Genomic DNA, 25,090 nt, shown 5'->3' on the forward strand with positions numbered 1-25,090 from the left:
TGTTATTCACAACAATTACATGTGATATTCCATATTTTATCCACAGCTTTATCCACAGCTTTATAAATAATTATCTTTACCAAAAAATAAAAAAATCAAAATTATCCACAACACAATATATATTATATTATATAATTTATTTAATTAATGTAGTGAAAAAGGATAGTTTGGTAGAAGTAATAAAAGACAGGACAAAAGGCAGAAAAAAAAATATATGGTTAATGCGTCAAGCTGGTAGATACCTTCCAGAGTATCACAAAGTAATGCAGAAATCAGATAACTTTATTAGTCTTTGTTATACACCGAATCTAGTGGAAGAGCTTACACTACAACCAATAAAGAGGTTTGACCTAGATGCTGCTATAATCTTCTCAGACATTCTAGTAGTCGCAGATGCGCTTGGTTTTGATGTTGAATTTATTAAAGGCTTTGGACCAAAGATTCACCCAATAAACAACTACCTAGCATTAAAAAGTGAAGAGGAGGCGTTAGAGAGGCTATTACCAATATTTGAAGCGGTAAAGTCAGTGAGAAAAAATCTGCAGAAAGAAAAAGCACTAATTGGTTTTGCAGGTGGTCCATGGACAGTTGCATCATACATAATAGAAGGGGGAAGTAGTAAACAGTTGCTGCAAACAAAGAAAATGTGTTACACAGATAAATATAACTTTGAATTTATCATGGAAAGATTGGTAGATATAACTACTGCTTATCTTATGAAGAAAATAGAAAGTGGAGCAGACATTATACAGCTTTTTGAGAGTAACGCAGGATTACTTACAGGAGACGTTTTTGATAAGTGGATAATAGAACCTACAAGAGAAATAGTGTCTAGCATTAGAAGTAAATACCCAAAATTTCCAATAATAGGGTTTCCGAGGAATGCAGGTTTGTTTTATAAAAAATACGCTATGCAAACTGGTATCTCTGCTATAAGTGTAGATTACAGTATGCCTATAAATTGGATTAAGGATAACATAGAACTACCAATACAAGGAAATTTGGACCCATATTTGCTAGCATATGATAAAACAGGAGCAATTGAGCAAGCAAGGAAGATAATGGATTGTTTTGCGGATAAGCCATTTATATTTAACCTAGGTCATGGTATAATACCAGATACTCCAGTTGAGCATGTTGAAGAGTTGGTTAAGTTTGTTAACAACTATTAATCTATATTTTAATAGATTATTATCGCTTTAGTTGTATTTTATACAAAAATAGTAAAATGAAATCGAGATTTCTTATATTATTGATTTTATTGCTGATATATCCTTATGTTGCAACAAGCAGGGATAAAGTTGCAAAGTTTGAGTTGCTGATTGGCAAAGTGGAAAATTCAAAAATTGAGGCAGCTTTAAAAGTAAAAATTGAGGATGGGTGGCATATATACTACAAAGATAATGGAGATTTTGGTATACCGACGTCATTTAGCTCTGATGATAAAGTGTTTATTGCAAAAACACATTGGCCAAAACCAAAATTGCATATAGATAAAATAGAGGAAGATACATTTATAAGTTGGGTATATGAAGGTATTGTCGTATTCCCAATGACAATTGATTTACTAAAAAACAGTAATGATACTGAATTTTTTTTAACAGTTGAATATTCCGTTTGCAAGGAAATATGTATTCCAAAAAAAGAAGAAATTGGAATTAAAATCAAATCTGATTATTTTATAGATATAAAAGTTAGAAATTTGATAAACGAATGGAAGTATAAGTAATACAACACTATCAGTTTTTATTTGAAAAATAAAAATTCTTATTTAGTATTAATATACTATTTTCTATATTAGTCTATAACTGTGTTATTTAAAATTGGGGTGTGTTATGAGAAAATTTTTACCTTTATTTGTATTAAGTTTAACTATTTGTATGAATGCTTGGGCTATTGACTGTGATAAAGTAATATCAGATTGCGTAAGCAGGTATAGAGAAGAGCTTGCTGGAAACAAGAGAGCAATACAAGCTTATCAGAATCCTAATAGTCAAACTGATATAGGTAGTTACATTTATAAAGGTGATAAGGTTTGCAATGAAGAGATGTTTGATGTAGGAGGGGAATGTGAAGGTATAAAGTTTAGGAATAATGAGTATAGTGAGTGGCAGAAAAAAATTGCTAAAACTCATGCTAAGGATTTAGTAAGCATGATAAGGGGAAAAGCAGAAAGAGGAATAAGTAATGCTTTTGATCTTGGTAAAAAGTATGTTGATGAGATAAAAGATGAGTTAATGGAAAAAGTAATGAAAAAGGGTTTAAGTAGGTTGGAAGCTAATAAGCAAATTAGAGAAATAATTACACCAATACTTAATAAATCAGAAACATATAAAATAGAGATATATTGGAATGTTGTTAGTAGTCTCTACAGAGATTTTGATGATAGAAAGTTTGATGAATCAAAGTTGCAATGTTTTGAACCAAAATGTTTTAATTTAATTATAAGTAGTGAGCTAGAAAATTTAGAAAATGAAAAAAGCTGTTTTTTAAATAACACAAAGAGTATCTTAGAACATATAAAGAATTAAAGTTTTTAAAGAGCTTATCATAGATATGGTTTTAACATAAATATAGAAAATTGACTTTATAAGTGAGACATAATAAACTTTGTACTGTAAGTTTGTAGTATTAAAATGAATAGTAATGGTGAGCACTTGGGTAACAAAAGGCAAGAAGCACTTGATTTTCACAAAAAAAATAATAAACCTGGTAAAGTTTCTCTCTTACCTACAAAGCCCCTGTTAACTCAGAGTGATTTATCTTTAGCTTATTCTCCTGGTGTTGCAGAGCCATGTCGTGAAATAGAAAAAGATCCAAGCAGAGTTTATGATTACACAGCAAAAGGTAATTATGTTGCAGTTATTTCAAATGGTACTGCAGTTTTAGGTCTTGGTAATATAGGTCCTTTAGCTTCAAAGCCTGTTATGGAGGGAAAAGCTGTTTTATTTAAACGCTTTGCTGATATAGATGCAGTTGATATAGAAGTTGATACAGGCGATGTTGAGAGCTTTGTAAATGCTGTTAGGTATTTAGGTCCAAGCTGGGGAGGGATAAACCTAGAAGATATAAAATCTCCAGAATGCTTTTTAATAGAAAAACGTCTAAACGAGCTGATGGATATACCAGTTTTTCATGATGATCAACATGGAACTGCTATAGTTACTGCAGCTGGCATAATTAATGCTGCTGATATTACTAAAAGAGAATTAAAAGATATTAAAGTTGTTATAAATGGTGCCGGAGCAGCTGGAATTGCTTGTACAGAGATGTTGAAACTGATAGGAATAAAAGGTGATAACATTATCTTATGTGATCAACATGGAGTAATATATAAAGGCCGGTCTGAAATGAATGAGTGGAAGGAAAAATATGTTGCTGATACTTCTTGTCGCTCTTTAAAAGATGCATTAAATGGTACAGATGTATTCCTCGGTTTATCTGTAGCGAATGTGCTTACAGAAGATATGCTTGCTGGTATGAGCAAAAGTCCTATAATTCTTGCTCTTGCTAACCCTGATCCAGAAATAAAACCTGAACTTGCAAGAAAAGCTCGTCCTGATGCGATAATTGCTACTGGAAGGTCTGATTACCCTAACCAAATCAACAATGTTATGGGTTTTCCATATATATTCAGGGGAGCGCTAGATGTGCAAGCAAAAGCAATAAATGATGAAATGAAAATAGCAGCAGCATATGCTATTGCTAAACTAGCTAAGGAGCCAGTTCTTTATGAAGTTTCTGTTGCTTATGGTGGTAAAAAAATGAGTTATGGGCCAGATTATATCGTGCCAACTCCTTTTGATTCTAGGTTGATTTCAGTTGTCTCTCCTGCAGTAGCGAAAGCTGCTATGGATTCAAAAGTTGCAAGGAAAGAAATTAAAGATTGGGGTGAGTATAAAAAACAACTACGGTCACGTTTATCTCCAACTTTCAATACACTGAATTTACTTTACGAACATGTTAAGCTTAGTCCTAAGCGGATCATTTTCTCAGAAGGAGAAGAGGAAAGAGCAATAAGAGCAGCGGTTGAATGGCGTGATAATGGTTATGGTGAGCCAATACTTGTTGGACGTAGTGATAAAGTTATAGAGAACATGAAAGAGCTTGGTATTGAAGATACAACTAATATCAAGATTATGAATGCTGCAATTTCAGAGCACAATGATGTATACATAGATTATATGTATAAAAAATTACAACGCTTTGGTTACTTGTATAGAAGTTGTGTTCGTGCAGTAAAAACTGACCGCAATACATTTGCAGCTTGTATGTTAGCTTGTGGAGAAGGCAACATCTTAATTACTGGGCTAACTAGAGATTACACTTCTTCTTTAAGTGATGTTCAAAAAATTATTAGCTTTGGTAACAATGTAGTTTTTGGTTTATCTATAGTTATTACAAAAGATCGTACCCTTTTTATTGCTGATACTGCGATAAATGAAACCTTAACGGAAAAGGAATTAGCTGAAGTGGCAATAAAATCTGCTGCTAAGGCAAAACAAATGGGCCATAAACCTAAAGTAGCGTTTATTTCTTTTTCAGCATTTGGTAGTCATGGAATAAAAAATGGAGTAGAGAAGATTCATAAGGCAATTGAAATCTTAGATAATTCCAATGTAGATTTTGAGTATGATGGAGAATTATCGGTTGATGCAGCGTTAAATCAAGATACATTATCTTTATATCCATTCTGTAGGTTAAGTGGATCAGCGAATGTTTTGATTATGCCTGGGCTTCACAGTGCAAGTATATCATCAAAGCTACTACAGGAAATAGGTGGAGGATCTACAGTAGGACCTATTTTAATAAGTATGGAAAAACCAGTACAAATCGTGCAAATGACATCGTCAGTATCGGAAATGTTGAACCTTGCTGTACTTGCTGCAATGGATATTAAGTAAACTTCTTATCTTTATAAAGGATATGTATAGTGGTTATGAATGGGATAAAATTACATTCTAAATCATGAGCTAACAGATCAGGGTTATAGAGGCAATATATCAACTGCTGACTTAGTTGTACCAATAAACAAATGGATGAAGCTGGAGCTTATTTTGTTAGCCGTTATAAATCCGATACCAATATGTATGACATAGAAACAAATCAAAAAATAGAGTTTATTTAGAATTTCTAGAAAGGGAAAAATTAAAGTGAGATCAAAAATTAACTGAATACAATCAAAAGAATAAGGGCTAGCAAATCAAAAGAATAGACCTCTTTCAAAATTCATGTATGGAGCTCAAAATTATAAATATAGCATTTCCCACAGAAGGATTCATAAGAAAGCAGAATATGACTTGAACAGAGGGATGTTCTTCCTGGCCCTGTTTTTAACCAATGAGTTTATTAAAGTCAGGGTGGAAGATTTCAGTGCCTTAGCAAATTCACTGATTTTTTTTGATTTATGGAAAGTAACATTGTCAAGAATTACAGTTTGACCAGGCTAGTGTTAAAAATTGTTAAAGTTAAAAACCTCTGTATCACTTCGAAGGTCATAGGAGCAATTATTTTCCCGAGAGCGTGCAACAAACTGGATCAAACAAGAAAAATATTAATATAAAACATGGAATGGACGCAAAAACATCGAATAAAACCAGTGGATTAGTAGATTATAAAGAGTTAATATATTATCGTCCATCCGAGGTTGCTAACTGGCAAAGGAGGAGCCTCTGATCAATAGAAGCAAGTTTAGAAGGTGAAATAGAAAATAAATGAGAATGAAGAAGTAGAAAAGTTCAAAATACAGACTCATTTGAGCTTATGAGATAGAGCCACAGGTAGTCAAAAAAAGATAGACTGATTTACATCCGAAGCAAAAATTTTTAGTATGTTTGCAAAGTTATCAAGTCGATAAGATATCAGCAGCAGCAACATCTAGCTTGATATTATCAAAATAATTATTAAAATCAAACCCATATTTACTATCTAGATCTCCTATCTCTCCGGTAACCTTAGTATCCATATCAAAATAAATTCCACCTGTAATGTTGATTAGTGGTAGCCTAATTATGTCACTAGTAGCACAAAGTGGGTATGATTTTCCTAGGAACGTATTTTGTTCAAACATCTGCTTATATAAGTCATAAATGCGCTCATCCTGCTTATCAAGCTCCATCTTGTAGACATCAATTTTAAAAAGATTTTTTGTATTGCTGTTCCTTTCTAATGCTACTTTTGTTTTAATGTCATCAATACTGATGCTTTCCATGCTATCAATATTTTTTCTATTATTTTCTGGTAAATGTTCTCTACTGTAAACTAGAATAATATCTCGAGATTTGTTTGTCTCTGCAGTTCTTTGTAAGTTACCAAAATATTTTGGTGGAACATCACTGCCAAACCAGATGAAATAGATTGGTAAATTTTTTGAAACAACGTTATCATTATTTTTAAGCATGGGTTATACTATAATTAGTATATTGACTAATATCAAGATAAAATAATTGCTACTATGGATAAGAATGTTAAAAATATCTGGCATTCCCGAAACTTTTGTCATTAACCATAAGGGAAATATTATTGTCACTGGTGATGTAACAGTAAAAGTCTGGGAAGCTAGCAACTGCTTTTAATTACACAAAACACCCGGATAAAAAGAATGATAAAAATGTTAAAAAAAAGAATTGTTCACATCATAAAAAATGTTTAGTTAAGAAAAAAGAATGATAAAAAAATTATCAATAGAGAAAAATTATAAAAAGATGTTATAAAATAGAGTTTATTTTAAGATTAGATTTCTGATACATGTTTTGAACTTTCTTCGACCTTTTATTGTTTTTAGTGCCAATCTGGAGAGAAAGCACATGAACAACATCAGAGAGAGGAGCGTTTTTAGCCCTTTTCACGGATTCCCACCATGAGAGGACTACCAATTGATAATTGGAAGCGCTATGGTTATATGTTTTAAGGCATATAACTATAAGGATATCAACCCTTACTCTAGGCAAAAGAGCCTAAAATAGCTAAAACTATTCAGTAGGTCGCCAAAGATCCTATTCAATATATTCAGATCTTCTTTTCCTATACATCTGCCACTTTAAAGGCCGCCTCTACAGCCTCAATCTCTCCAGATTGGCATTCTCTTTATATCATATATATTCACAACCACGGAAGCAGAATTTTTGCAGTTTTTTATTGTTTTTTTAACTTTTTTGTAAACTATGAAAGATGGCAAAGAAATGATATGATGTGGCATTACTTTTGAAGAGTATCGAACTGATAGCAATGTGAGAATGAAAAAGATACCGGACATTGTTTTCCCATGCAAATACGTTTACTACTTACAGCAGACTTTAATGAAACTGTAAATACTTTAACTTTATGCAAAACAAGAAGATTTGATTGGGTTTCCTATGTGTTACAGACCTGGAATATTGATCAAAATCACCGCTTAATATGTTTAAAAATGTTCATTTGCAGATTGTTTCTTATATCTAGGGCAGCAGGCATTATATATCTTAGAAAAAAGCAGTAGAAATTGCAGTCTATCAGAGTTAATAAAAATTGTTACCTTAATGTGGTAGTAGTAATTTTTGTTTATATCAAATCTAAGTTTAGCTATTTAAAGTTTGTAACATACCAAAAATACTATAACCTTTGAATTAGTATAGTTTGGATGGGGATGATGAGGATAAAAGATGAGCTTTTTGAAGCTGCATTCAATAATGACATAGATCTAATTAAAAAACTATTGTGTTCAATAGGTGGTAATGTTGATATTAAAGACGATGAAGGAGATACACTTTTGCACGTAGCTGTTTTACATCGGCACTATAGTTTAATAGGAACATTAGTGAGGTTGGGTGCTAAAATTGATATAAGAAATACTTATGGATGGACTTCACTGCATTTAGCAGTTTTGATAAATGATATCGAAATGGTTTCTACCTTATTAGAATTATGTGCATTTCGGTATATAGAAGATAAAGATGGTAATCTTCCCATTCATCTAGCTGCAGAGCAAGGTTATCCAGATATAGTTGAGGGTCTGCTTGACAAATATACTGTAAATGCAATAAATTCTTCTGGGTTTACCCCTCTGCATTTAGCTGCGCAAGAAGGATATAATAGTGTAATTGAAATACTATATTATAACGCAGTTGATATTAATGCACAAGATAAAGAAGGCAATTCTGCCTTAATTATGGCAAGCAAAAATAACCATATATCAACAGTCGAGTTTTTATTGGAATGTGGAGCCGATTGTAATCAAAAAAATTGTTACGGACAAACGTTTAGCGCATTTGCAGCTACAGAAGAAATGAGAAATATAGTTCATAAGTATGGTGAATCCTCAAAGACATCAGTAGATATAAGCTCATTTGCTCATAAATATTCAATGCACAAACGCAAAAGGGATTCAAACACATCAAATAGCTGTAGTAAATCTTATGACAGCTTAGACATTAGTTCAAATAAATCTTCATTCCGATCTAACAGCATTAGTATGTTTAATGTGAGTTCATCTGGATCTAATGTAGACGGGTCTTTAGTATCTACTGCATCTAAATGTCAAAAATTTTTAAGCACATTAGAAAGCTTATCAAGTTTGAGTCTGAATGTAGATAGTTCAAAAGAACTATCTACTATACAAAGTATTAAAAAGGCAAAGTATAGATAAATAATAGCTTTTTTAAAAAGCAAATATTATAAATCTTTCTAAAAAACTAACCCAAGCTTTTCTGAATGATCAGTAGCTTAGTGTTTCAAGATGGAACAAAGTTGTCATATAACAAAATCATCTTGAGATTTCTGTGAAATTACGCTTAAAGTTAATCAGTCAAGTTTAGAGATAACTCGAGATGGTATTAGGTTAAATGCTCAGAGAATCGATCTTAACTGAAGAAAATATGTTTACAGGTAAATCAGTTGTGCGGGTAGGAGATAGTTGTGAAGAAGATGTATCACATTTTAGTACCCATGGAAGTAGTAACGTATTTGTTAATTGTAAACCTGTTGCAAGAAAATCTGATAATTTTACAGAAAATAAAGTGTTAACTCAACTACTGTTTTTGCTTTGGTATAGCAAGAGTGGGAGATTTAGTTTCTTGTGGGTTTGAAGTAATAAGTGGTAGTAATAATGTGTTCTCTGGGTAGAGAGAAGGTTATGTATAGATTGCCTTTCTTTTGTTTATGATTAAAATAGTCTATGTTAAGTAGGTATTGGTGATGTTATGATTAAAGAACAAGAGATTGATAATATATTTCAGGAAATAGATCAAGAATCAACAGAAAGTAACATAATTGAGGAAATTAAACAAAAGCTGTATTCACATAATAAAGATGTGTATAATACTTGGGAAGGACATAATTTCTATATAGATCACTTATTTGAAATAAGGCAAGATTTTAGGTTTTCTTCCAGATATTATACTACAGCATTAAATATTTGTGCTCATAAAGGCTATGCAAAGACAGTAGAGCGCTTAGTGAAAAGAGGTGCAAAATCTAATATCAAAGATGGTGGTGGGTATATTTCCTTACATTGCGCTGCTAGCAATGGCAATATAAAAATAGTAGAATTATTACTAGAAAAAGGAGCTAATATTAATTCAGTATCTAAATTGAATTCTACTCCATTACATTTTGCTGTTACTAAAGGACATGTAGATGTAGTCCAATTTTTATTAGATAAGGGGGCAAACCCTTTGATAGAAGATATTCACAACCAAACTCCAAGAGATATCGCAAAAAACAGGAATGTGGCTACTGTTTTAGAGGAAGCAGAAACAGCAAAGTATAATAAAGAAATAGAGCGCAGGAAAAAGGTACAGGCAAAAATTATCGCTATAAGTGGTGTTATAACCGTATTGGTAATAGCACCTATTGGGTATATTGTTAAATTGCCTGTACAAGTGCTTGTGGGCATATCTGTATCTGTAGCATTGATATTTGCTTGTGCATATATAATGTCAAAACCTAATACTAAAGTGGACAAAATAAAATGTTCTACACAAGATCAAAATATAAAAGATGTTCAGTTCATAACATTGTAGCTCATATTATTTCTTGCATTATAAAGCAACGTTTTTGTTTAGATAGGATATGAGAGGAATGGATGCTAAAGTTGGCAAGGTATTAGAAGGGTTAGAGCATTTAAAACAATCAATAGTAGATATTCTAACCACACCAATTGGCAATGAGATGGCTCTAGGCTATTTGAACTTATAGATAAATCGAAACTTAGAAATTTATGCATCAGTGGCTGAAGCTTTAGCCAAATGGTTGATAGAGTTAAAATTACAGAAGTCAATGAAGGTTTTATCACTTGAAGGAAAGTATCTGCCAGAAGGGAAGAATAGACCCGCTGAGAAACGGTATGCAACTAATTTCAGCAGCAACAACAGCAAGAATCAATTAAAACTCATGCCTGAGGTTTACGAGACCAGCAATTATGTTAAATCTCATGTTGTATTTCTTCTGAAAATTGCGATAGGTATGCGACATGATTTTAAAAATCTTAATTTCACGGATTTTATGCTCCTCTTTCATCCTAAATGATGCCAGCTTCCGATTGTGCTCTTTTTGATCGTCCGTCAGCAATTTTTTTCGATACCTTTTATGCGGAATCATAACGTTACTCTGCAATTTTTGCCACCCCTGATATCCAGAATCTGCATACTTTATATTCTCTTTTGGTAACATTTTTTCCTGCTTTCATATCTTAAAATCGTGAGTTCGACCTCTGTATGACTTTGACACTGATAGAATTTGCCCATCTTCTCTTATAACGATTTCCGTTTTTATCGTGTTTACTCTTTTCTTGCCAGAATAAGACAATTTTCTTTTTTTCCTGTCTTTTGGCCGTTCTATTGGTTGTTCTGTAACATCTGCTAATATCTTCAAAATTCTTTCTGGCGTCATAGTTCTGTCCTTTTTTATTGAGATTTTTTTAGCCAAAAGTGGTTCCATTTTCTTGAGTAATCGGCAGATGTTTGAGTTATACAAGTTGAATCGGTAACTCAAGAATCGGTGTGTTATGTAAGTTCTATAATACAGAATTATACAAAGTATTTTGTCTTCCAACACAGGCTATTTTGATGTTCTTCCATTTCCGTTTTTTAACTTTCTCCCACTCTGGGCGCACTTTTTCTATAACCTTTTCGAATTCTCTTATTGTCAGACCTGTTACATCTCGAAAATTCCTCGGATGTTCTTTTATATTATGGTAATTTATGCTCATCTTGCCTCACTTTTTCTTGCTCTATCTCTCTTTATATAACCATTTCTCCTCTTTTGCACCAGGTCTTATATACTCAAATTACTCATAAATTCTTTGAGAACTTATGTCTTTTTAGCTATATACCCTACAGAATATCTTCTCTATTCTTTTTACGAAGTAAACTCTTAGCGTACGAAATTAGCTCATCTTTTTTGAGGGCATAAGAGCTAGCTTCCCAGTAATTTTTGATCATTTTTAAGCTTTCGCCCAAATATTTTCCTTGTCTATATCCTATATTTTGCAGATCAGAACCTGATATAGGAAAATCTGGAATGAAGCATGAATCGGCAAATAATATATACTCCTGTATTTCACTCACATCTTTTTCTGCCTCTATACAGCAAACTTTTATTATATCCTTATACAATTCTAAACCAAACAAACATATGTACCTTTTTTGCTCTTTTTCTGACAAGTCAGTTGGTATGCTGTTTTTAAGTATAAACATTAATTTTTTCTTTTGTTTTTTTGATAGGCGTAAAAAGCTACTCATATATTCACCTATACTTTTTCTATGAGCTATAGCTGTACGTAAGAGCAGCGCTAACTTAACTATGGGATCAACTACACTTAAAACCTTATGTGATAGGACATGACATGAGATTTTATCTGGAATGATTTTCTGCAGAACACCGCACTCCTGCATACTTACTAAAGTGGATACCAAGTGGTCACTACATGATAGCAGTTTAAACATTTCATCTCTTATTCTTTCTCCAGATAAACTAGATATCATCCATGCGTGCCTATTACATGCATTAAGTATTTTATCGCTGATTTTACCTATACATATATCTGCATGAAAACGAAATGCTCTCAATATTCGCAAATAATCTTCTTTTATCCTAGACTCAGGATCGCCGATGAAACTAAGCTTTCTTTGCTTTAAATCTCCTAAGCCATCAAAGTAATCATATACATTGCCATATTTATCAGCATATAGGGCATTGAATGTAAAATCACGTCTTGAGGCATCTGCCTGCCAACTACTGGTAAATTCAATCTCGGCATGTCTACCATCGCACCTTATATCATGTCTAAGAGTTGTAATCTCAAACGGTTGTTGGTTTATAATTGCTGTTACGGTACCATGCTTTAATCCTGTAGGAATAACTGCAATATTACTAGCTTCTAAAGCGTCTATCACTTGCTCTGGGAGCAAATTAGTAGCTAAATCGATATCATGCACTTCTCTTTGCAAGACATTATCTCGAACACAACCACCAACAAACCGTATCTCTCCACCAAATTTTTCAGTAGCATCTATTACTAGTCTTACCTCTTTATTACCTATCCAACTTTGATTTATTTGCATACCTAATAACCTGTATTTAACAAATATAGGATATGATAAAAAATGTAAATTTCTTCATTATTTTTTATCCATTTCAAATTTTATAATAAAAAATCAAATGCCCATAAAAATATTTATTGACTGCTTAATATTTTATTGTAAAAAAGACATAATCAATTTTTTTGAGAAAGTATGACAAACAGTAACAGCAGTGCAAGTTGTGTTGTTAATAATTATTTAGGTTCGTCTAGTACTTGTACAGACAGAATAGCAAGAATATTTGCTACAATAGCAGCTTTTTCATTTTTCTGTTCTTTATCTAGTGCTATTGCTTCTTCTGGTATATATCTTCTTGATCATGGATTAGAAGCTGAATGCAGCACAGTAGCGTTATCAACGTTTTCAATTGTAACGTCAGTAGTAGGGACGGTTAGTTTTATTTCAGCAATAGGCATAAGCTATAGGCTCTGCAGCAATTATGACGTTTATAGTTCTTCTACTCCTTCTATCTCTCCTCCTCATCCTACTCCTAGTATAGTAGTACCAAGTTCGCATGGCATTAACTCAAGCCCCTTCCCACCCTCATATAATATTGGCTCTAGCATTTCACCTCAGCGTAGCAGTACTGACTCTGGTTTTTTATCTTCACATGGTGTAGTGCCAATATTATCAAAGTCAAACCCAATTAACTGTTTAGAACTTTTAGAACTTATGGAAACAAGTTTCTAATTTAATATCACAAAATAAAGATTTATTTTCTACATTTTGAGGCTAAACTAATTAATAAATAAATTTAAGATTAGCAGTGAATAATCAAAAAGTGAGAAAAGTAGTACTTGCATATTCTGGTGGGCTTGATACATCAATTATTTTAAAGTGGCTGCAAGATAAATATGATTGTGAGATTGTCACTTTTACTGCCAATTTGGATCAAGATGATGATCTTTCATTAATAAAAGAGAAGGCATCTGTATTAGGAATAAAAGATAAGAACATATATACAGAAAATTTAACAGAGGAATTTGTTCAAGATTTTGTTTTTCCTATGTTTCGTGCTAATGCTTTATATGAAGGTTATTACTTACTAGGAACAGCAATAGCACGTCCACTGATTGCCAAGCGTCAAGTTGAGATAGCCAAGCTTGTAGGTGCAGATGCAGTAGCTCATGGAGCAACGGGCAAAGGCAATGATCAAGTGAGATTCGAGTTTGGCTACTACAGTCTTAACCCTAAAATTAAGGTAATATCTCCATGGCGAGAATGGGATTTAACTTCACGTAATAAATTAATGGAATATGCTAAAAAGCACAATATAAATATACTACAGGATAAAACTGATGAGCCGCCTTACTCAATAGATTCGAATCTATTGCATAATTCATTTGAAGGTAAGGTTTTAGAGGATCCTAGTATTGAATCTGACTACTCAATGTTACAACGCATCATCCTACCAGAGAAAGCTCAAGATAATCCTGAATATGTGGAGATAGCCTTTGCTAAAGGTGATCCAGTCTCAGTAGATGGTACTAAACTATCACCAGCAAACCTCTTAAGAAGGTTAAATGAAATTGGCGGCAGGCATGGTATTGGTTTGGTAGATATAGTTGAAAATCGCTATGTTGGTATTAAATCTCGTGGTGTATACGAAACTCCTGGAGGTACTATTTTATTTCATGCCCATCGTGCTATAGAAAGTATTACTCTAGAAAAAGCAGCATCACATTTAAAAGATGAGATAATGCCTAAATATGCTGCACTAATTTATAATGGTTATTGGTGGACGCGTGAACGTGAGATGTTGCAAGCACTGATTGATAAATCACAGGAGAATGTCAATGGCACTATACGTGCTAAACTATATAAAGGGTCAGTGACAATTGTTAGTAGAAAATCAGACAATAGCATTTATTCACAAACACTTGCAAGTTTTGATGATGAAAGTTACGACCAAAGTGATGCAGAAGGGTTTATCAGAATTAATTCTCTGAGATTTCGTGTTTAATCTGAATTTTGTCTTGAGTAAATTAAATTTTTAACTTTTAATTAAAATTATTTTACTTTTTTACTGTATAATTGTAATAAGCAATAGTGTAATTTATAGGTACTTCTATGGATCTCCATTATTTTCCATGTTTTGAAGTTGAAAGTTATTATATCGATAATAAAGGCCATGAGAGCTTTCATTATCACGGTAATATGAATGTTGATTTAGCAAATATAGTACACCTTGGCCAAGATGGTAAGATATGGCCTTTTCAAAAAATAGCAAAATATGAAGAGATAAGCGGTCAGTTAAACAATATCTCTGGTATTTGCGCAACTTCATATCCATCTAAATGTTATTTGGATATGCATTCATTAGAAAAAAGTCATTTTAATTTAAATATAAAAGAAGCCTTTGGTTCAGATAGTGAGACAAATTACACACTTTCTATTCATGTAGACCTTCACTTTGATTTAAATAACAGTAATCAAGAGGTCAAAACTTTCTCTGACAAAGATAAAAATGGCAATTCATTTTTTCTTAAACTGAAAGAAAGTAAATGTAAATGACTAATTTATTAGAACTTTATTCTACTAACACAGAAAAATATATTGAAGAGCAAGAAGTTCATATTTAACATCTCTGAGTTTTAAAACTTGCTTTGCAAACGTTTACCCAAACCACCAGCTTTAGCTGGTGGTAGTTGATAGTTACTATTTTTTAAATAAGGGTTTTTACTCTTTTTAAAAATTATTTTCATTGGTATTCCTTCCATGTAAAATGTTTCTCTTAAGCTATTTAGCAAATAGCGCTTGTAACTTTCTTCAAGGTTTTCTGGTGTATTGCACATTATGACAAAAGCTGGCGGTCTTATGCTAACTTGAGTTATATATTTTAATTTTATAAGTTTTCCTTTAGCTAAGGGAGGGCTGTGTTTTTGGGTAGCAACTGCAAACCATTTATTAAGCATGGAAGTACTGATTCTTTTATCAAAAAAAGTATAGAGCTTAAGGCATTTATCTATTACTTCTGTGCAGCGAGCATTTTTAAGTGCTGAAGTGGTAATTATTGGAGCACTGAAGCTAACCTCATATTGTTTTATAAACTTAAGTAATGTTTTGCGATCGTTACTATTAATTAAATCCCACTTATTTAAAACTATAACCAGCCCTCTACCTTCATTCATTGCTTGCGCTCCTATGTGAAGGTCTTGGCGCTCAATTCCAAACACCGAGTCTAAAAGTAAAATCACTATATGCGAGCGCCTCATGATATCCAAACTATTTTTTACAGAAGTGGCCTCTAAATCATCTATAATTTGTGTTTTTTTGCGAATTCCTGCAGTATCAATAAGGGTAATTGAATGACCATTATGACTATAAATTGTATCTATTGGATCACGTGTTGTTCCTGATTTTTCATCAGTAATAACTCTATTGCTACCAAGTATACTATTTAAAAATGTAGATTTACCCACGTTTGGGCGACCAACAATTGCAATTCTAATGTTACTACTGCTGCTATTTTCTAGTGTATTTTCTTTATAAAATTCAGATATAATAGGGCTCAATACTTCATATAAATCTGCCATACCTAGGTTGTGTTCAGCAGAAATGTATACAGGACCTAAGAAATCAAAATGCTGTAGATAATCAGCATCACAAGATTTTTCACTTTCACACTTATTTGCTATAAGTATTATGGGTTTTTTGGTTCGTTTTTTTAACCATTTAGCAAGCTCTTTATTTTGTTCTCTCAAATTAGCATCGATTAAGAAAAATATTAAATTTGCTTCACCAATTGCCAATTCTAATTGCTCCATTACTTGTTGCGAGAAGGTGATTTTCTCATCCCAACCGCCTGTATCAACCAGTTTGAATGACAAATCACTAATTCCCCCTATGCCTTCACGCCTGTCTCTAGTTACACCAGCAATGCTGCTTACTATGGCTGATTTGCGGCCAATAAGCCTATTGAATAAGGTTGATTTTCCAGCGTTTGGTAACCCAATTATTGCAATTTTAAACATAAGTGAATTCATAAAACATAGTTTGCAACGAAGTTAGTTTATTAATATGATATTGCCTTATGCCGTTACCAAGAGTTGAACTTGGGGCCTCGTCATTACCAATGACGCGCTCTGCCACTGAGCTATAACGGCTATAGTACTTTAGGTTATTTGTAGTCATGGAAAAGTCAAAAAGAAATAAGGCTGAAGAAAACAAAAAACGTTTAGCTGCAGCTTTAAAACGCAATATAATCAGAAGGAAGCAAAAAGAGCATAATACAAAGTATAATAAAGTGAAGTAATTTAATTAAAAATTACATTACCAATTTTTCATTACAAAATTGTACAGTTCTTATCGTTTTTTTTCACTTCTGCACTTTTAAAGGAAGTACTAGGGTTATCTTTGGAATCAGCTCTTTTAGCAGGGCTGCCAGAATCATGAATGTACTCATCCATCAACTGATCAAAATTATCGTCTAAATTTTTTACATGATCTACAATTGATTTTTTAGGGTCTTTTTCAAGGAGCCATGATTTAAATTCAGAAATAAATTGCTCATAACTGGTAGCTGAATTTGAAATAATTGATAAGAAGAAATTTTTCTTATCAACGTTGCCAAGATTTTTAAAAACTTCTTTTGAAAAATATTCATTAAAACGGATCCTTTTTTCACTTGTAGCTTCTTTTTCAAATAATGCAACATGACCCTTTTTGAAAAGATCATTCACATATTTCTCACATTTCTTAATGACAATATTATCGATTGCAGCAATGTCTTCTAAATATTTTCTTAAATCTTGGTCTTGCAAATAATCCAGTGGAGCCTTACCTTTATTATCTTTTAAAGTTAAATCTGCATCAAAAAGTAAAACTAACAATGTCATTACATCTTTAATATTATTTTTTTTAGTCGGATCTTCTGTCTTGCTGTACTCTTGCACAATGTAATGTAAAGTTGCCCTTCCATTATCACCTTCGTTTATACCTTTAAGATTTGCATCAGCTCCATACTTACGTAACATCTTTAGCATCTCTATATTGCCTTGCCAAGCTGCAACTGCTAACATTGTGGCATTATTATAATCGCCGACAGAAGCTCTAACATTAACATCTATCTTGTCTTTTAATAATTCATGTGATAGTAATTTTTCTAATGATTTAGTATCTCCTTTCTTGGCAAAACCCATCATAGTCTCAACTAAAGCTATCTGAGCTTTTTTACTTTTTATATCTATACCTGCATTAACTAATAAAAGCACCATTTCTGCATTCTCTGTATTTCTAGCATATATTAGAGAATTATAACCATATTTATTTAAAGCATTTACATCTATCCCGGGAACTGCAAGTAAATATTCAACCATCTTAATATTATTGGCGTCTACAGCATGATGAAGTGGTGTTTCGTTATTTTGGTTATAACCTTGATTGATATACTGATTTTTTGGTTTGAATCTAAAAATACCACGTTTACTTTCAATATACGGCTTAAGTGTCTCAAAAATATCAGGTTTATTATTTTGTGCTGCCCAATGCAAGATTGTGCCTAGATTTTCTTTGTTATCAGGGTCATAATCGTATTGAAGTGTAAACACATCACTAAGTTTAACGCGTTTATCTTTTAGTAAAGCTCAGTGACTGGATGATTACGCATTAGCGCAATTACAACAATGAATGGATTAATACTTTCTACTCCTTCGAAATCTTTCATTTCTAACGTTGCTCCGTTATTAAGAAGGGTTTGAAAGTTGTTAAAAAGATTATTAGCTATAGCTAAACTTATTGGTCTATTGCCATGCTTATCCCGATAATTAACGTCAACTCCCTTTTCTATTAAAAAAGAAATATTTTCATTCCCATCTTTGTTTGCTGCAGCGTAATGAAGTGCTGTATTTCCATTTCCATCTAAACCTTTAATATCTGCACCGTGATTCAGCAAGTATTCAACTATTGCAGTACTTCCACCAGCTGCAGCATAATATATTGGTTTTTTGCCAAATCCATCACTGAAATTAACATTAGCTTTATGTTTTTCTATTAATGTTTTGACTGAATTGTAATTACCAGAATTCATAGCAATTATCAGCGGTGTAAAATCATTTATAAGTATAGTATCAAACTTTAAAGAAGGAACTAAATCAAATAGATTCTCTTCAACAACATGAGTTATAAAATTTTTGCCGGTTGATGGTATAATAGTGCCAGGATCAGCACTGTTTTCAATTAGATACTTAATTACATCAAATTTCTTTTTTTCGTATGCTAAACTAAGAGCTGTATTTTTTTTCGCATCTTGATAATTTATATCAACTAGATATTTAGGTATTACCAATTTTATTATTTCTAAACTATCTTCACTATACAAAATACTAGCATCTATTACTTTAAGTGCCTGTGCTGAGGTTTTAATCTCTGCATCTGCTTTCAGTAGAAGCTCTATTGTGTTCATAGCCTTATATTGATTTAGTTCTTTATAATTCAATATATAATCTAAAGCTGTATTATCTTCAATGTTAACATTTGAGTCTCCTTTAATTAAACACTCTAAACTTGAGATTAAATTTTTATCTAACCATTTTTCCACATTATTGTAAATTTGAGACTTAACCTTTTTATCACTGTTATCATTGCGCAACCACCTACTAATATAATGCACTGGCGTTTCACCATCACTATCTTGAGCGTTTACATTAGCATTCTTTGCTATCAAAGCATTGATTACCTCATCTCTAAAGTCGGTAAAAACACCACCCAAATGTTTTGCTGCTATTGCTAAATGCAGTGGTGTTTGGTCTAATCTATTTGTTGCGTTTACATCGTCTGATGTAGCTTTATTAATTAGCTCTAAAACGTTTTGGTAATCATTTTGTTCTATTGCTTGATGAATGGGAAATTGTCCGTGCATATTTTTACCTCTGTTTAGTTTACAAAAATATTATTTTGTGATTCATTTCTCGGTTAAGTTGACTGCCATCGTTGACTAATGCATTCTATTCCAAGATAAACTCGAACCACTTCACATAATATCTCTATATATTAGTATGTATTTTATACTATTTTATTAAAATGTAAATATATTATTTATCTAGATAACTAGTATTTTATTTCTTCTATCGCACAACAGAAAATTATTTTTCTCAGCTCATTCTTTCTTGTCCATATGCTGGAAATATTACTACTTTTCTATATTTCTACTACTTTTGTTTGCCTTATCCTCATATAAAATCTTCAGTAGCTTCACTATATATTACTTAACTATTTTGTTTAGTTTTGACCTTATTACTAATGTTTCTTCCCTTTACAGTTTTACCGCTTTTAGTGGTCAGGTTATGTTTTGCTTTATATCATTAAAAACGTGGCTTGATTCAGTTTTTTGAATATTTTCTTTTTATTATTCTTCATGATTTCTTTGACTTTAAACTAGTAAATATTTTACCTGCTAGAATTGTTCTAAGTAATTTTTTTTATCCTTTTTATTACATCTTTTAATATTATAAGTGAGTTGATAATACGCTTGTTGTTTTTATCTTTTATTCCACTTAATATATCTCCATCTGTAATGCCAGTACTGATAAATATCGATTTGCTTTTTACCATATCTTCTATTCTATAGATCTTTTCCTTGTCCTTGATACCTATTTCATCCGCACGTTTTTTTAGCTTATCAGTGTCAAAGATTAACCTTCCTTCCATTTGCCCTCCAATAGAGCTGAGGGCTGATGCAGCTAAAACTCCTTCTGGTGCGCCTCCAATTCCTACATACATATCATAACTATTATTTAGTAATGAAATAACAGCTGATATATCACCATCATCTATTAATTTTACTTTTACTCCACATTTTCTAATTCTCATTATTAAGCTTTCATGCCTTGGCCTGTTTAGTACTATAACTACCAATTCACTAATTTTACAACATTTTGCTTCGGACAGCTGATATAAGTTACTTTCAATACTATTTTTAAGTGATACAACACCGTTTGGTAAGTTTTTACCTACCGCTATCTTTTCCATATAAACATCTGGTGCGTTTAGAAAACTACCTCTTTTTGTAACAGCAAGAACAGACATTGCCCCTCTTCCATAATTTGCACATATAGAAGTTCCTTCTAAGGGATCAAGTGCAATATCAACCTCTGGGCCTCTTTTTGTTCCAACCTCTTCACCTATATAAAGCATTGGTGCTGAATCTCTTTCACCTTCACCGATAACAACTGTACCATTCATATCTATAGAATTAAGTGCAGAACGCATCGCATCAACAGCAGCTTTATCTGTCTCTTTCTCTTGACCCAGGCCAAGAAAATTATATGCAGCTATAGCTGCACTTTCTGTTGCCTCAACCAATTTGGGAATTAAATCTTCTATCATCTCTTTTTAGAAATCTAATGTGTAGCAAATATCTAGTATTATGTATTATTTATTTTATTGAGAATAGCATTAATAAAACTAATTTCACTTGCCTTATCAAGTAAATCAGAAGAGATATTTGTATATTCATTTATTACCACTGCAACGGGAGTATCACAATTCACTAATTCATACGCAGCAGTTCGCAATACTGCTAAACTAATCAAATTTATTCTTGTTAAAGACCATTTAGGGCTTAGATTAGATTCTATTACTGTATCAAGTTTTTTTGGATTGTCGATGATACCGTCTAGTAACTTTAGCAAAAACTGATTATCAAAACTATAAAATCCAAATAAATGAGCAACTTCATTTATGTAATCAATTAACTCTTCAGAATATTTGTAATCTACAAACATGGCTGAATAATAGGCCTGTATAACAAGAAAACGTGCAATGTTTCTTCTAGAATAACAGTTTTTTTTAGCTAAAAGCTCCATTATTTTAAAAACTGATTATATATTTCCATCATACGTAACACTGCTAAAGCTGCATTACCACCAACATTCTTTTGGTTTTTATCAGCCCTGGCTGAGGCTCTCTCTTTACTATCAGCTGTAATTACACCCATGCCTAAAGGCACAGAATGCTGAATAGCAATCTCACCTAAGGACCCAATTACTCTTTTGCAAATGTAGTGATAGTGATCTGTTTCTCCACGTATTACGCACCCAAGTGCTAAATAGCCATTGTAACTGCTACGATCACTCATAATTGAAAAAACAATTGCTGCTGGGATTTCAAATGCGCCTGGTACATAGAGTTCATCATACTGAACACCTTTATCATCCAACTCCTCTTTGGCACCAACTAACAGAAGGCCTGCTATATCTTTATAATAATCTGAAATTACAGTGAGTACTTTAGACACTACATACTCTCATTTGAAACTTTTTTGATAAAAATAGTATTATCTTTAATGATAAAAAGCTTTATAATTAATTGTTGCATAATTGTTATAGTATTACTGCATATCCAATATATTATCAATCCTGCAGGAAAAGAGGCAAAAAGAAATGTAAAGATATATGGCAAAAATTTTGTTACTTGCATATTTTCAGAAGAATTATTGTCATAGCTTAACTTCTGTTGAATTATCATGGTCATACCAAGTATTATAGGTAAGATTCCAATCGAAATTGGAGGATTGTAATCTAAAAGACCAAATAGCGTTAAAATATTCATAGGATCAGGTGATGAAAGATCATGAATCCAAAGGTAAAATGGGGCATGCCTCATTTCAATGGTGACAAACAACACTTTATAAAGTGCAAAAAAGACCGGGATTTGGATCAGTATCGGTAAAAGACCAGACATCGGGTTTATATTATGTTTTTTAAATAATGATGACATTTCTTTATTTAATTTCATTTTATCGTTTTTATATAATTCTTTTATCCGTAACATTTCTGGCTGTAGTTGCTTTAATCTGAATGTTGAGATGTAAGATTTATTAGATAAAGGCAGCATAATCAACTTAATCAATAGTGTTAGCAGCAAGATTGCTAAACCAAAATTTTTAAATACTGTATGGAAATATTCCAACAATATAAATACTGGCTTAGTTATAAAATAAAGAACACCAAAATCTACTGCTTTATCAAATAGTGTTATTTTGAGAGTATTTTTATAATGATCTAAAAGTTTTAATTCCTTTGCACCAGCAAAGAAATAGTTGATATGAGAATGGCTACTATTTGCAGTACTGTGCTGTTTCATAAAATCTATTTGAAATTTATTATCTAAAGAAGATAAAGCATGTTTAATATTGATGCTTGATGAGCCTTCTGGTATTATAGCTGTAAACCAATATTTATCTGCAAAACCAAACCAATTTTTATTATTTTGATTTTGCTTTATCTTAATATTTTTTTGCGAAGAAATTTTCTTATAAGTCCACTCTTTCAATTTATCATCAAAAACGCCTACAGCACCTTCATGTGATATAAAGTAAGAATGTTTAATATCATCACGACTGCGATTTATTCTACCATAAGGTACTAGATGAACCTGTGTGTTTGTACTATTTTCAACTATTTGTTCTATTTTAAACATGTAATCATCATCTAGTTTAATTTTTATTTTAAACACAATTCCATCTAAATTATCCCAGTGGAGAATAATCTCTTCCTTATTACTTAACTTCTTTTTATCAGCTTGCCAAATTGTTGATGAATTTGGAGTCTTTATTTTATTTTCTGGATCTATCCAACCAAACTCAGCAAAATATACATCTTTTGAACCGAATGGAGACAATAGAACCACTTCAGAAGAAGTAGGATCAGAAGTTACATGATAATTGGCTAAGGTCAAATCATCAAACTTAGCTCCGTTTAAAGAAATAGAACCATGCAGTTTGTTATTGGCTATCTTTACTCTTTGATCTGAGCTGGAACTTATAATCTCATAACGATCTTTGTACTTTAATTCAGGAAATGCTAATTCTGTGTCATTTAAATTGATGTCATCAGCATTTTCTACTGCAGTTTTTTCATAGCCAAAGAATTTTTCGTAGAAGATTCTCCAGCCAATCATTATTAAAACTGACAAAAAAACTGCTAAGATTAAATTCCTAATTTCTGACATATAATATTTTTAAATGTTAATTTAAAGTATATTATATTAATACTTCCAGTACAATGAACTTCCTTGAGAATTGTTTCTTTTTAAGAATTGGGAGTTTATAGTAATTTCACTCTAATAATTTTTACCAAAAACAGCCATTATAAATAATCCTAAAAACCAGTTAATATCCTCTCAACTAGCTCTTTTACTGTTGGAATATAACCATTTTTATAAAAAGGGTCCTCTTTGAATTTATAAGCATTGTGGCCAGAAAACATAAGCTCATTTTTAATATCACCACCGTTTATTATATTTTGCAGAGTTTTTTGTATGCAAAAGCTACGTGGGTCTGGCTTTTGCCCTGTTGTATAATTATCATGATCCTTCCAATTACTAAATAAACAGTGGCTTAAACAACCCATGCAATTAATTTGATCTCTTCTTATCTCTTCAAATTTATCTTTTGCCACAAAAACAATAGTCGAACTAGGTGTTTTTAATACCTCTGTATACCCCCCTGCAATCCATTTATTAGATAAATCTTTATCTTCTGCTTTTAAATAAACTTTTCTATTTCTTTGTCCAATGGTTAGCTCAGTATTAAATACACTACTATAACTATCTGAAAATTCTACTTGCCTCAAGTTACGCTCTTTGAGTTCGCGTAAAAAATCATTTTCAATTGCAGAGGAATAAAATCCTGTGGGACTGAATCTATTTAAGTAAACATCTCCTTTTTCGATATTAAGCAGATAGTTTTTCCATTCTGCCGAAATTGGACTTTCTTGTGTTAACAAAGGGCGAGTACCAAATTGAAAAGCTATATTGCCTATCAATTCATTATCAAACCAGTTATGCCAATCTTTTAAATACCACACCCCCCCAGCCATTACAATTGGCACATCACATAAGCCAACTTCATTCATAAATGCTCTAATCTCTACAACTCTTGCAAATGGATCTTGCGGCACTCCTGGATCTTCATTATTGCTTAAACCATTATGCCCACCAGCAAGCCATGGATCTTCATAAACTACTCCTCCTAGTAAAAATTTAGATACTTTTTCATACGAACGCTTCCATAAAATTTTCAGCGCACGTACTGATGAAATTATTGGATAATAATATACCTGATATTTAGATGCTATTTCAGCTAACTTATAAGGCATTCCTGCACCACAAGTAACTCCGTGTATTAGGCCTTTTGCACCTTCCAGCACCCCATTAAGTATACGTTGTACAGCTCCCATTTCCCATAAGACGTTCATATGTATGCGGCCTTGACCTTTAGAAATCTTGTTTGCAATACGTGCCTGGCTGATTGCTGCTTTTATGCTACGCTCAATTAATTCATTATGACGCTCATATCTTGTTTTGCCTTTGTAAATCAAAGGAACTATCTCACCGTTATCATCTATAAGTTCTGCGTTAGCGCCTGAAAAAGTACCGACTGCACCAGCTGCAGCAAAGGCTCCACAAGAAAATCCATCACTTATTCCAATGCCTTTACCACCTTCTATAATAGGCCATACTTCCCTACCAGAAAGCAAAACCTTTTTAATTACATCTTTTAAATTTATTTCCATTAACTTCAATTAATTTTA

Annotated in this window: 22 protein-coding genes, 1 tRNA gene and 4 pseudogenes; 13 read left to right on the forward strand and 14 right to left on the reverse strand. The window is 32.3% G+C overall.

Features of this window, described 5'->3' with window-relative positions:
* The first annotated feature begins 152 nt into the window (after positions 1–152).
* The 4 genes from hemE (at position 153) to AACL19_RS00020 (ending at position 4,904) form a co-directional block, all read left to right on the forward strand.
* Complete coding sequence (hemE, locus tag AACL19_RS00005; protein ID WP_339045746.1) at positions 153–1,172, forward strand: uroporphyrinogen decarboxylase; 1,020 nt, start codon at positions 153–155, stop codon at positions 1,170–1,172.
* Between the two features lie 56 nt (positions 1,173–1,228).
* A complete protein-coding gene (locus AACL19_RS00010) occupies positions 1,229–1,729 on the forward strand; it encodes a protein-disulfide reductase DsbD domain-containing protein (protein ID WP_339045747.1) in 501 nt (166 codons plus the stop codon).
* Between the two features lie 106 nt (positions 1,730–1,835).
* Positions 1,836–2,531 (forward strand): hypothetical protein, encoded by a 696-nt coding sequence (locus tag AACL19_RS00015; RefSeq protein ID WP_339045748.1) that lies wholly within the window; start codon positions 1,836–1,838, stop codon positions 2,529–2,531.
* A 105-nt stretch (positions 2,532–2,636) separates the two neighbouring features.
* Complete coding sequence (locus tag AACL19_RS00020; protein ID WP_339045749.1) at positions 2,637–4,904, forward strand: NADP-dependent malic enzyme; 2,268 nt, start codon at positions 2,637–2,639, stop codon at positions 4,902–4,904.
* Between the two features lie 374 nt (positions 4,905–5,278).
* On the opposite strand, the pseudogene AACL19_RS06940 reads toward AACL19_RS00020, so the two are convergent.
* The 3 genes and pseudogenes from AACL19_RS06940 to AACL19_RS00030 form a co-directional block, all read right to left on the reverse strand.
* Positions 5,279–5,446: pseudogene (locus tag AACL19_RS06940) on the reverse strand (IS630 family transposase); the annotation flags it as partial.
* 399 nt (positions 5,447–5,845) lie between these two features.
* Entirely contained in the window at positions 5,846–6,400 is a 555-nt protein-coding gene (locus tag AACL19_RS00025; RefSeq protein WP_339045750.1) for a glycosyltransferase, read from the reverse strand.
* 307 nt (positions 6,401–6,707) lie between these two features.
* Positions 6,708–6,848 carry a hypothetical protein gene (locus AACL19_RS00030; protein ID WP_339045751.1) on the reverse strand — a complete coding sequence of 47 codons (141 nt, stop codon included), beginning with the start codon at positions 6,846–6,848 and terminating at the stop codon, positions 6,708–6,710.
* 342 nt (positions 6,849–7,190) lie between these two features.
* Here AACL19_RS00030 and AACL19_RS00035 point away from each other — a divergent pair.
* The 5 genes and pseudogenes from AACL19_RS00035 to AACL19_RS06945 form a co-directional block, all read left to right on the forward strand.
* A pseudogene (locus AACL19_RS00035) lies at positions 7,191–7,397 on the forward strand (major capsid protein); the annotation flags it as partial.
* 230 nt (positions 7,398–7,627) lie between these two features.
* The gene (locus tag AACL19_RS00040) at positions 7,628–8,623 is read left to right on the forward strand and encodes an ankyrin repeat domain-containing protein (protein WP_339045752.1); all 996 of its coding nucleotides are present in this window, start codon (positions 7,628–7,630) and stop codon (positions 8,621–8,623) included.
* A gap of 196 nt (positions 8,624–8,819) precedes the next feature.
* Positions 8,820–9,062 (forward strand): hypothetical protein, encoded by a 243-nt coding sequence (locus tag AACL19_RS00045; RefSeq protein ID WP_339045753.1) that lies wholly within the window; start codon positions 8,820–8,822, stop codon positions 9,060–9,062.
* Positions 9,063–9,176: 114 nt separating this feature from the next.
* Positions 9,177–9,998, forward strand: a complete 822-nt coding sequence (locus tag AACL19_RS00050) for an ankyrin repeat domain-containing protein (protein WP_339045754.1) — start codon at positions 9,177–9,179, stop codon at positions 9,996–9,998.
* Between the two features lie 49 nt (positions 9,999–10,047).
* Positions 10,048–10,299 (forward strand): annotated as a pseudogene (locus AACL19_RS06945) (baseplate assembly protein W); the annotation flags it as partial.
* A 60-nt stretch (positions 10,300–10,359) separates the two neighbouring features.
* Here AACL19_RS06945 and AACL19_RS00055 read toward each other — a convergent pair.
* Both AACL19_RS00055 and AACL19_RS00060 read right to left on the reverse strand, forming a co-directional pair.
* Positions 10,360–11,185, reverse strand: a pseudogene (locus tag AACL19_RS00055) (transposase family protein).
* Between the two features lie 124 nt (positions 11,186–11,309).
* The gene (locus AACL19_RS00060; protein ID WP_339045755.1) at positions 11,310–12,539 is read right to left on the reverse strand and encodes a CCA tRNA nucleotidyltransferase; all 1,230 of its coding nucleotides are present in this window, start codon (positions 12,537–12,539) and stop codon (positions 11,310–11,312) included.
* 171 nt (positions 12,540–12,710) lie between these two features.
* Here AACL19_RS00060 and AACL19_RS00065 point away from each other — a divergent pair, with 171 nt between their 5' ends.
* The 3 genes from AACL19_RS00065 to AACL19_RS00075 all read left to right on the forward strand — a co-directional run bounded on the left by AACL19_RS00065 (position 12,711) and on the right by AACL19_RS00075 (position 15,071).
* Positions 12,711–13,247: a hypothetical protein gene (locus AACL19_RS00065; protein ID WP_339045756.1), complete on the forward strand. Its 537-nt coding sequence runs from the start codon at positions 12,711–12,713 to the stop codon at positions 13,245–13,247.
* A gap of 91 nt (positions 13,248–13,338) precedes the next feature.
* Positions 13,339–14,520 (forward strand): argininosuccinate synthase, encoded by a 1,182-nt coding sequence (locus AACL19_RS00070; protein ID WP_339046720.1) that lies wholly within the window; start codon positions 13,339–13,341, stop codon positions 14,518–14,520.
* A gap of 107 nt (positions 14,521–14,627) precedes the next feature.
* Complete coding sequence (locus tag AACL19_RS00075) at positions 14,628–15,071, forward strand: hypothetical protein (protein WP_339045757.1); 444 nt, start codon at positions 14,628–14,630, stop codon at positions 15,069–15,071.
* 80 nt (positions 15,072–15,151) lie between these two features.
* On the opposite strand, the gene der is transcribed toward AACL19_RS00075, so the two are convergent.
* Both der and AACL19_RS00085 read right to left on the reverse strand, forming a co-directional pair.
* Complete coding sequence (der, locus tag AACL19_RS00080; protein WP_339045758.1) at positions 15,152–16,531, reverse strand: ribosome biogenesis GTPase Der; 1,380 nt, start codon at positions 16,529–16,531, stop codon at positions 15,152–15,154.
* Positions 16,532–16,591: 60 nt separating this feature from the next.
* Positions 16,592–16,663: transfer RNA gene (locus AACL19_RS00085), tRNA-Thr, on the reverse strand.
* 26 nt (positions 16,664–16,689) lie between these two features.
* Here AACL19_RS00085 and AACL19_RS00090 point away from each other — a divergent pair.
* Positions 16,690–16,812 carry a hypothetical protein gene (locus tag AACL19_RS00090; RefSeq protein ID WP_339045759.1) on the forward strand — a complete coding sequence of 41 codons (123 nt, stop codon included), beginning with the start codon at positions 16,690–16,692 and terminating at the stop codon, positions 16,810–16,812.
* Between the two features lie 31 nt (positions 16,813–16,843).
* Here AACL19_RS00090 and AACL19_RS00095 read toward each other — a convergent pair whose 3' ends face one another.
* From AACL19_RS00095 to AACL19_RS00125, 7 genes are all read right to left on the reverse strand, one after another.
* A complete protein-coding gene (locus tag AACL19_RS00095) occupies positions 16,844–18,106 on the reverse strand; it encodes an ankyrin repeat domain-containing protein (RefSeq protein WP_339045760.1) in 1,263 nt (420 codons plus the stop codon).
* Positions 18,107–18,132: 26 nt separating this feature from the next.
* Positions 18,133–19,416: an ankyrin repeat domain-containing protein gene (locus tag AACL19_RS00100; protein ID WP_339045761.1), complete on the reverse strand. Its 1,284-nt coding sequence runs from the start codon at positions 19,414–19,416 to the stop codon at positions 18,133–18,135.
* Positions 19,417–19,961: 545 nt separating this feature from the next.
* Positions 19,962–20,879, reverse strand: a complete 918-nt coding sequence (gene glpX / locus AACL19_RS00105) for a class II fructose-bisphosphatase (RefSeq protein WP_339046722.1) — start codon at positions 20,877–20,879, stop codon at positions 19,962–19,964.
* Between the two features lie 41 nt (positions 20,880–20,920).
* Positions 20,921–21,361 carry a transcription antitermination factor NusB gene (nusB, locus tag AACL19_RS00110; RefSeq protein ID WP_339045762.1) on the reverse strand — a complete coding sequence of 147 codons (441 nt, stop codon included), beginning with the start codon at positions 21,359–21,361 and terminating at the stop codon, positions 20,921–20,923.
* The gene (locus AACL19_RS00115; RefSeq protein ID WP_339045763.1) at positions 21,361–21,792 is read right to left on the reverse strand and encodes a 6,7-dimethyl-8-ribityllumazine synthase; all 432 of its coding nucleotides are present in this window, start codon (positions 21,790–21,792) and stop codon (positions 21,361–21,363) included. Before AACL19_RS00115 ends, nusB begins: the two co-directional genes overlap by 1 nt.
* Complete coding sequence (gene yidC, locus AACL19_RS00120) at positions 21,792–23,507, reverse strand: membrane protein insertase YidC (RefSeq protein ID WP_339045764.1); 1,716 nt, start codon at positions 23,505–23,507, stop codon at positions 21,792–21,794. Before yidC ends, AACL19_RS00115 begins: the two co-directional genes overlap by 1 nt.
* Positions 23,508–23,656: 149 nt before the next feature.
* Positions 23,657–25,072, reverse strand: coding sequence for an NAD(P)H-dependent flavin oxidoreductase (locus AACL19_RS00125; RefSeq protein ID WP_339045765.1), 1,416 nt, complete (start codon positions 25,070–25,072; stop codon positions 23,657–23,659).
* Positions 25,073–25,090 lie beyond the last annotated feature (18 nt).

It is taken from the genome of Candidatus Mesenet endosymbiont of Agriotes lineatus (assembly GCF_964019585.1).
GTDB lineage: Bacteria > Pseudomonadota > Alphaproteobacteria > Rickettsiales > Anaplasmataceae > Mesenet.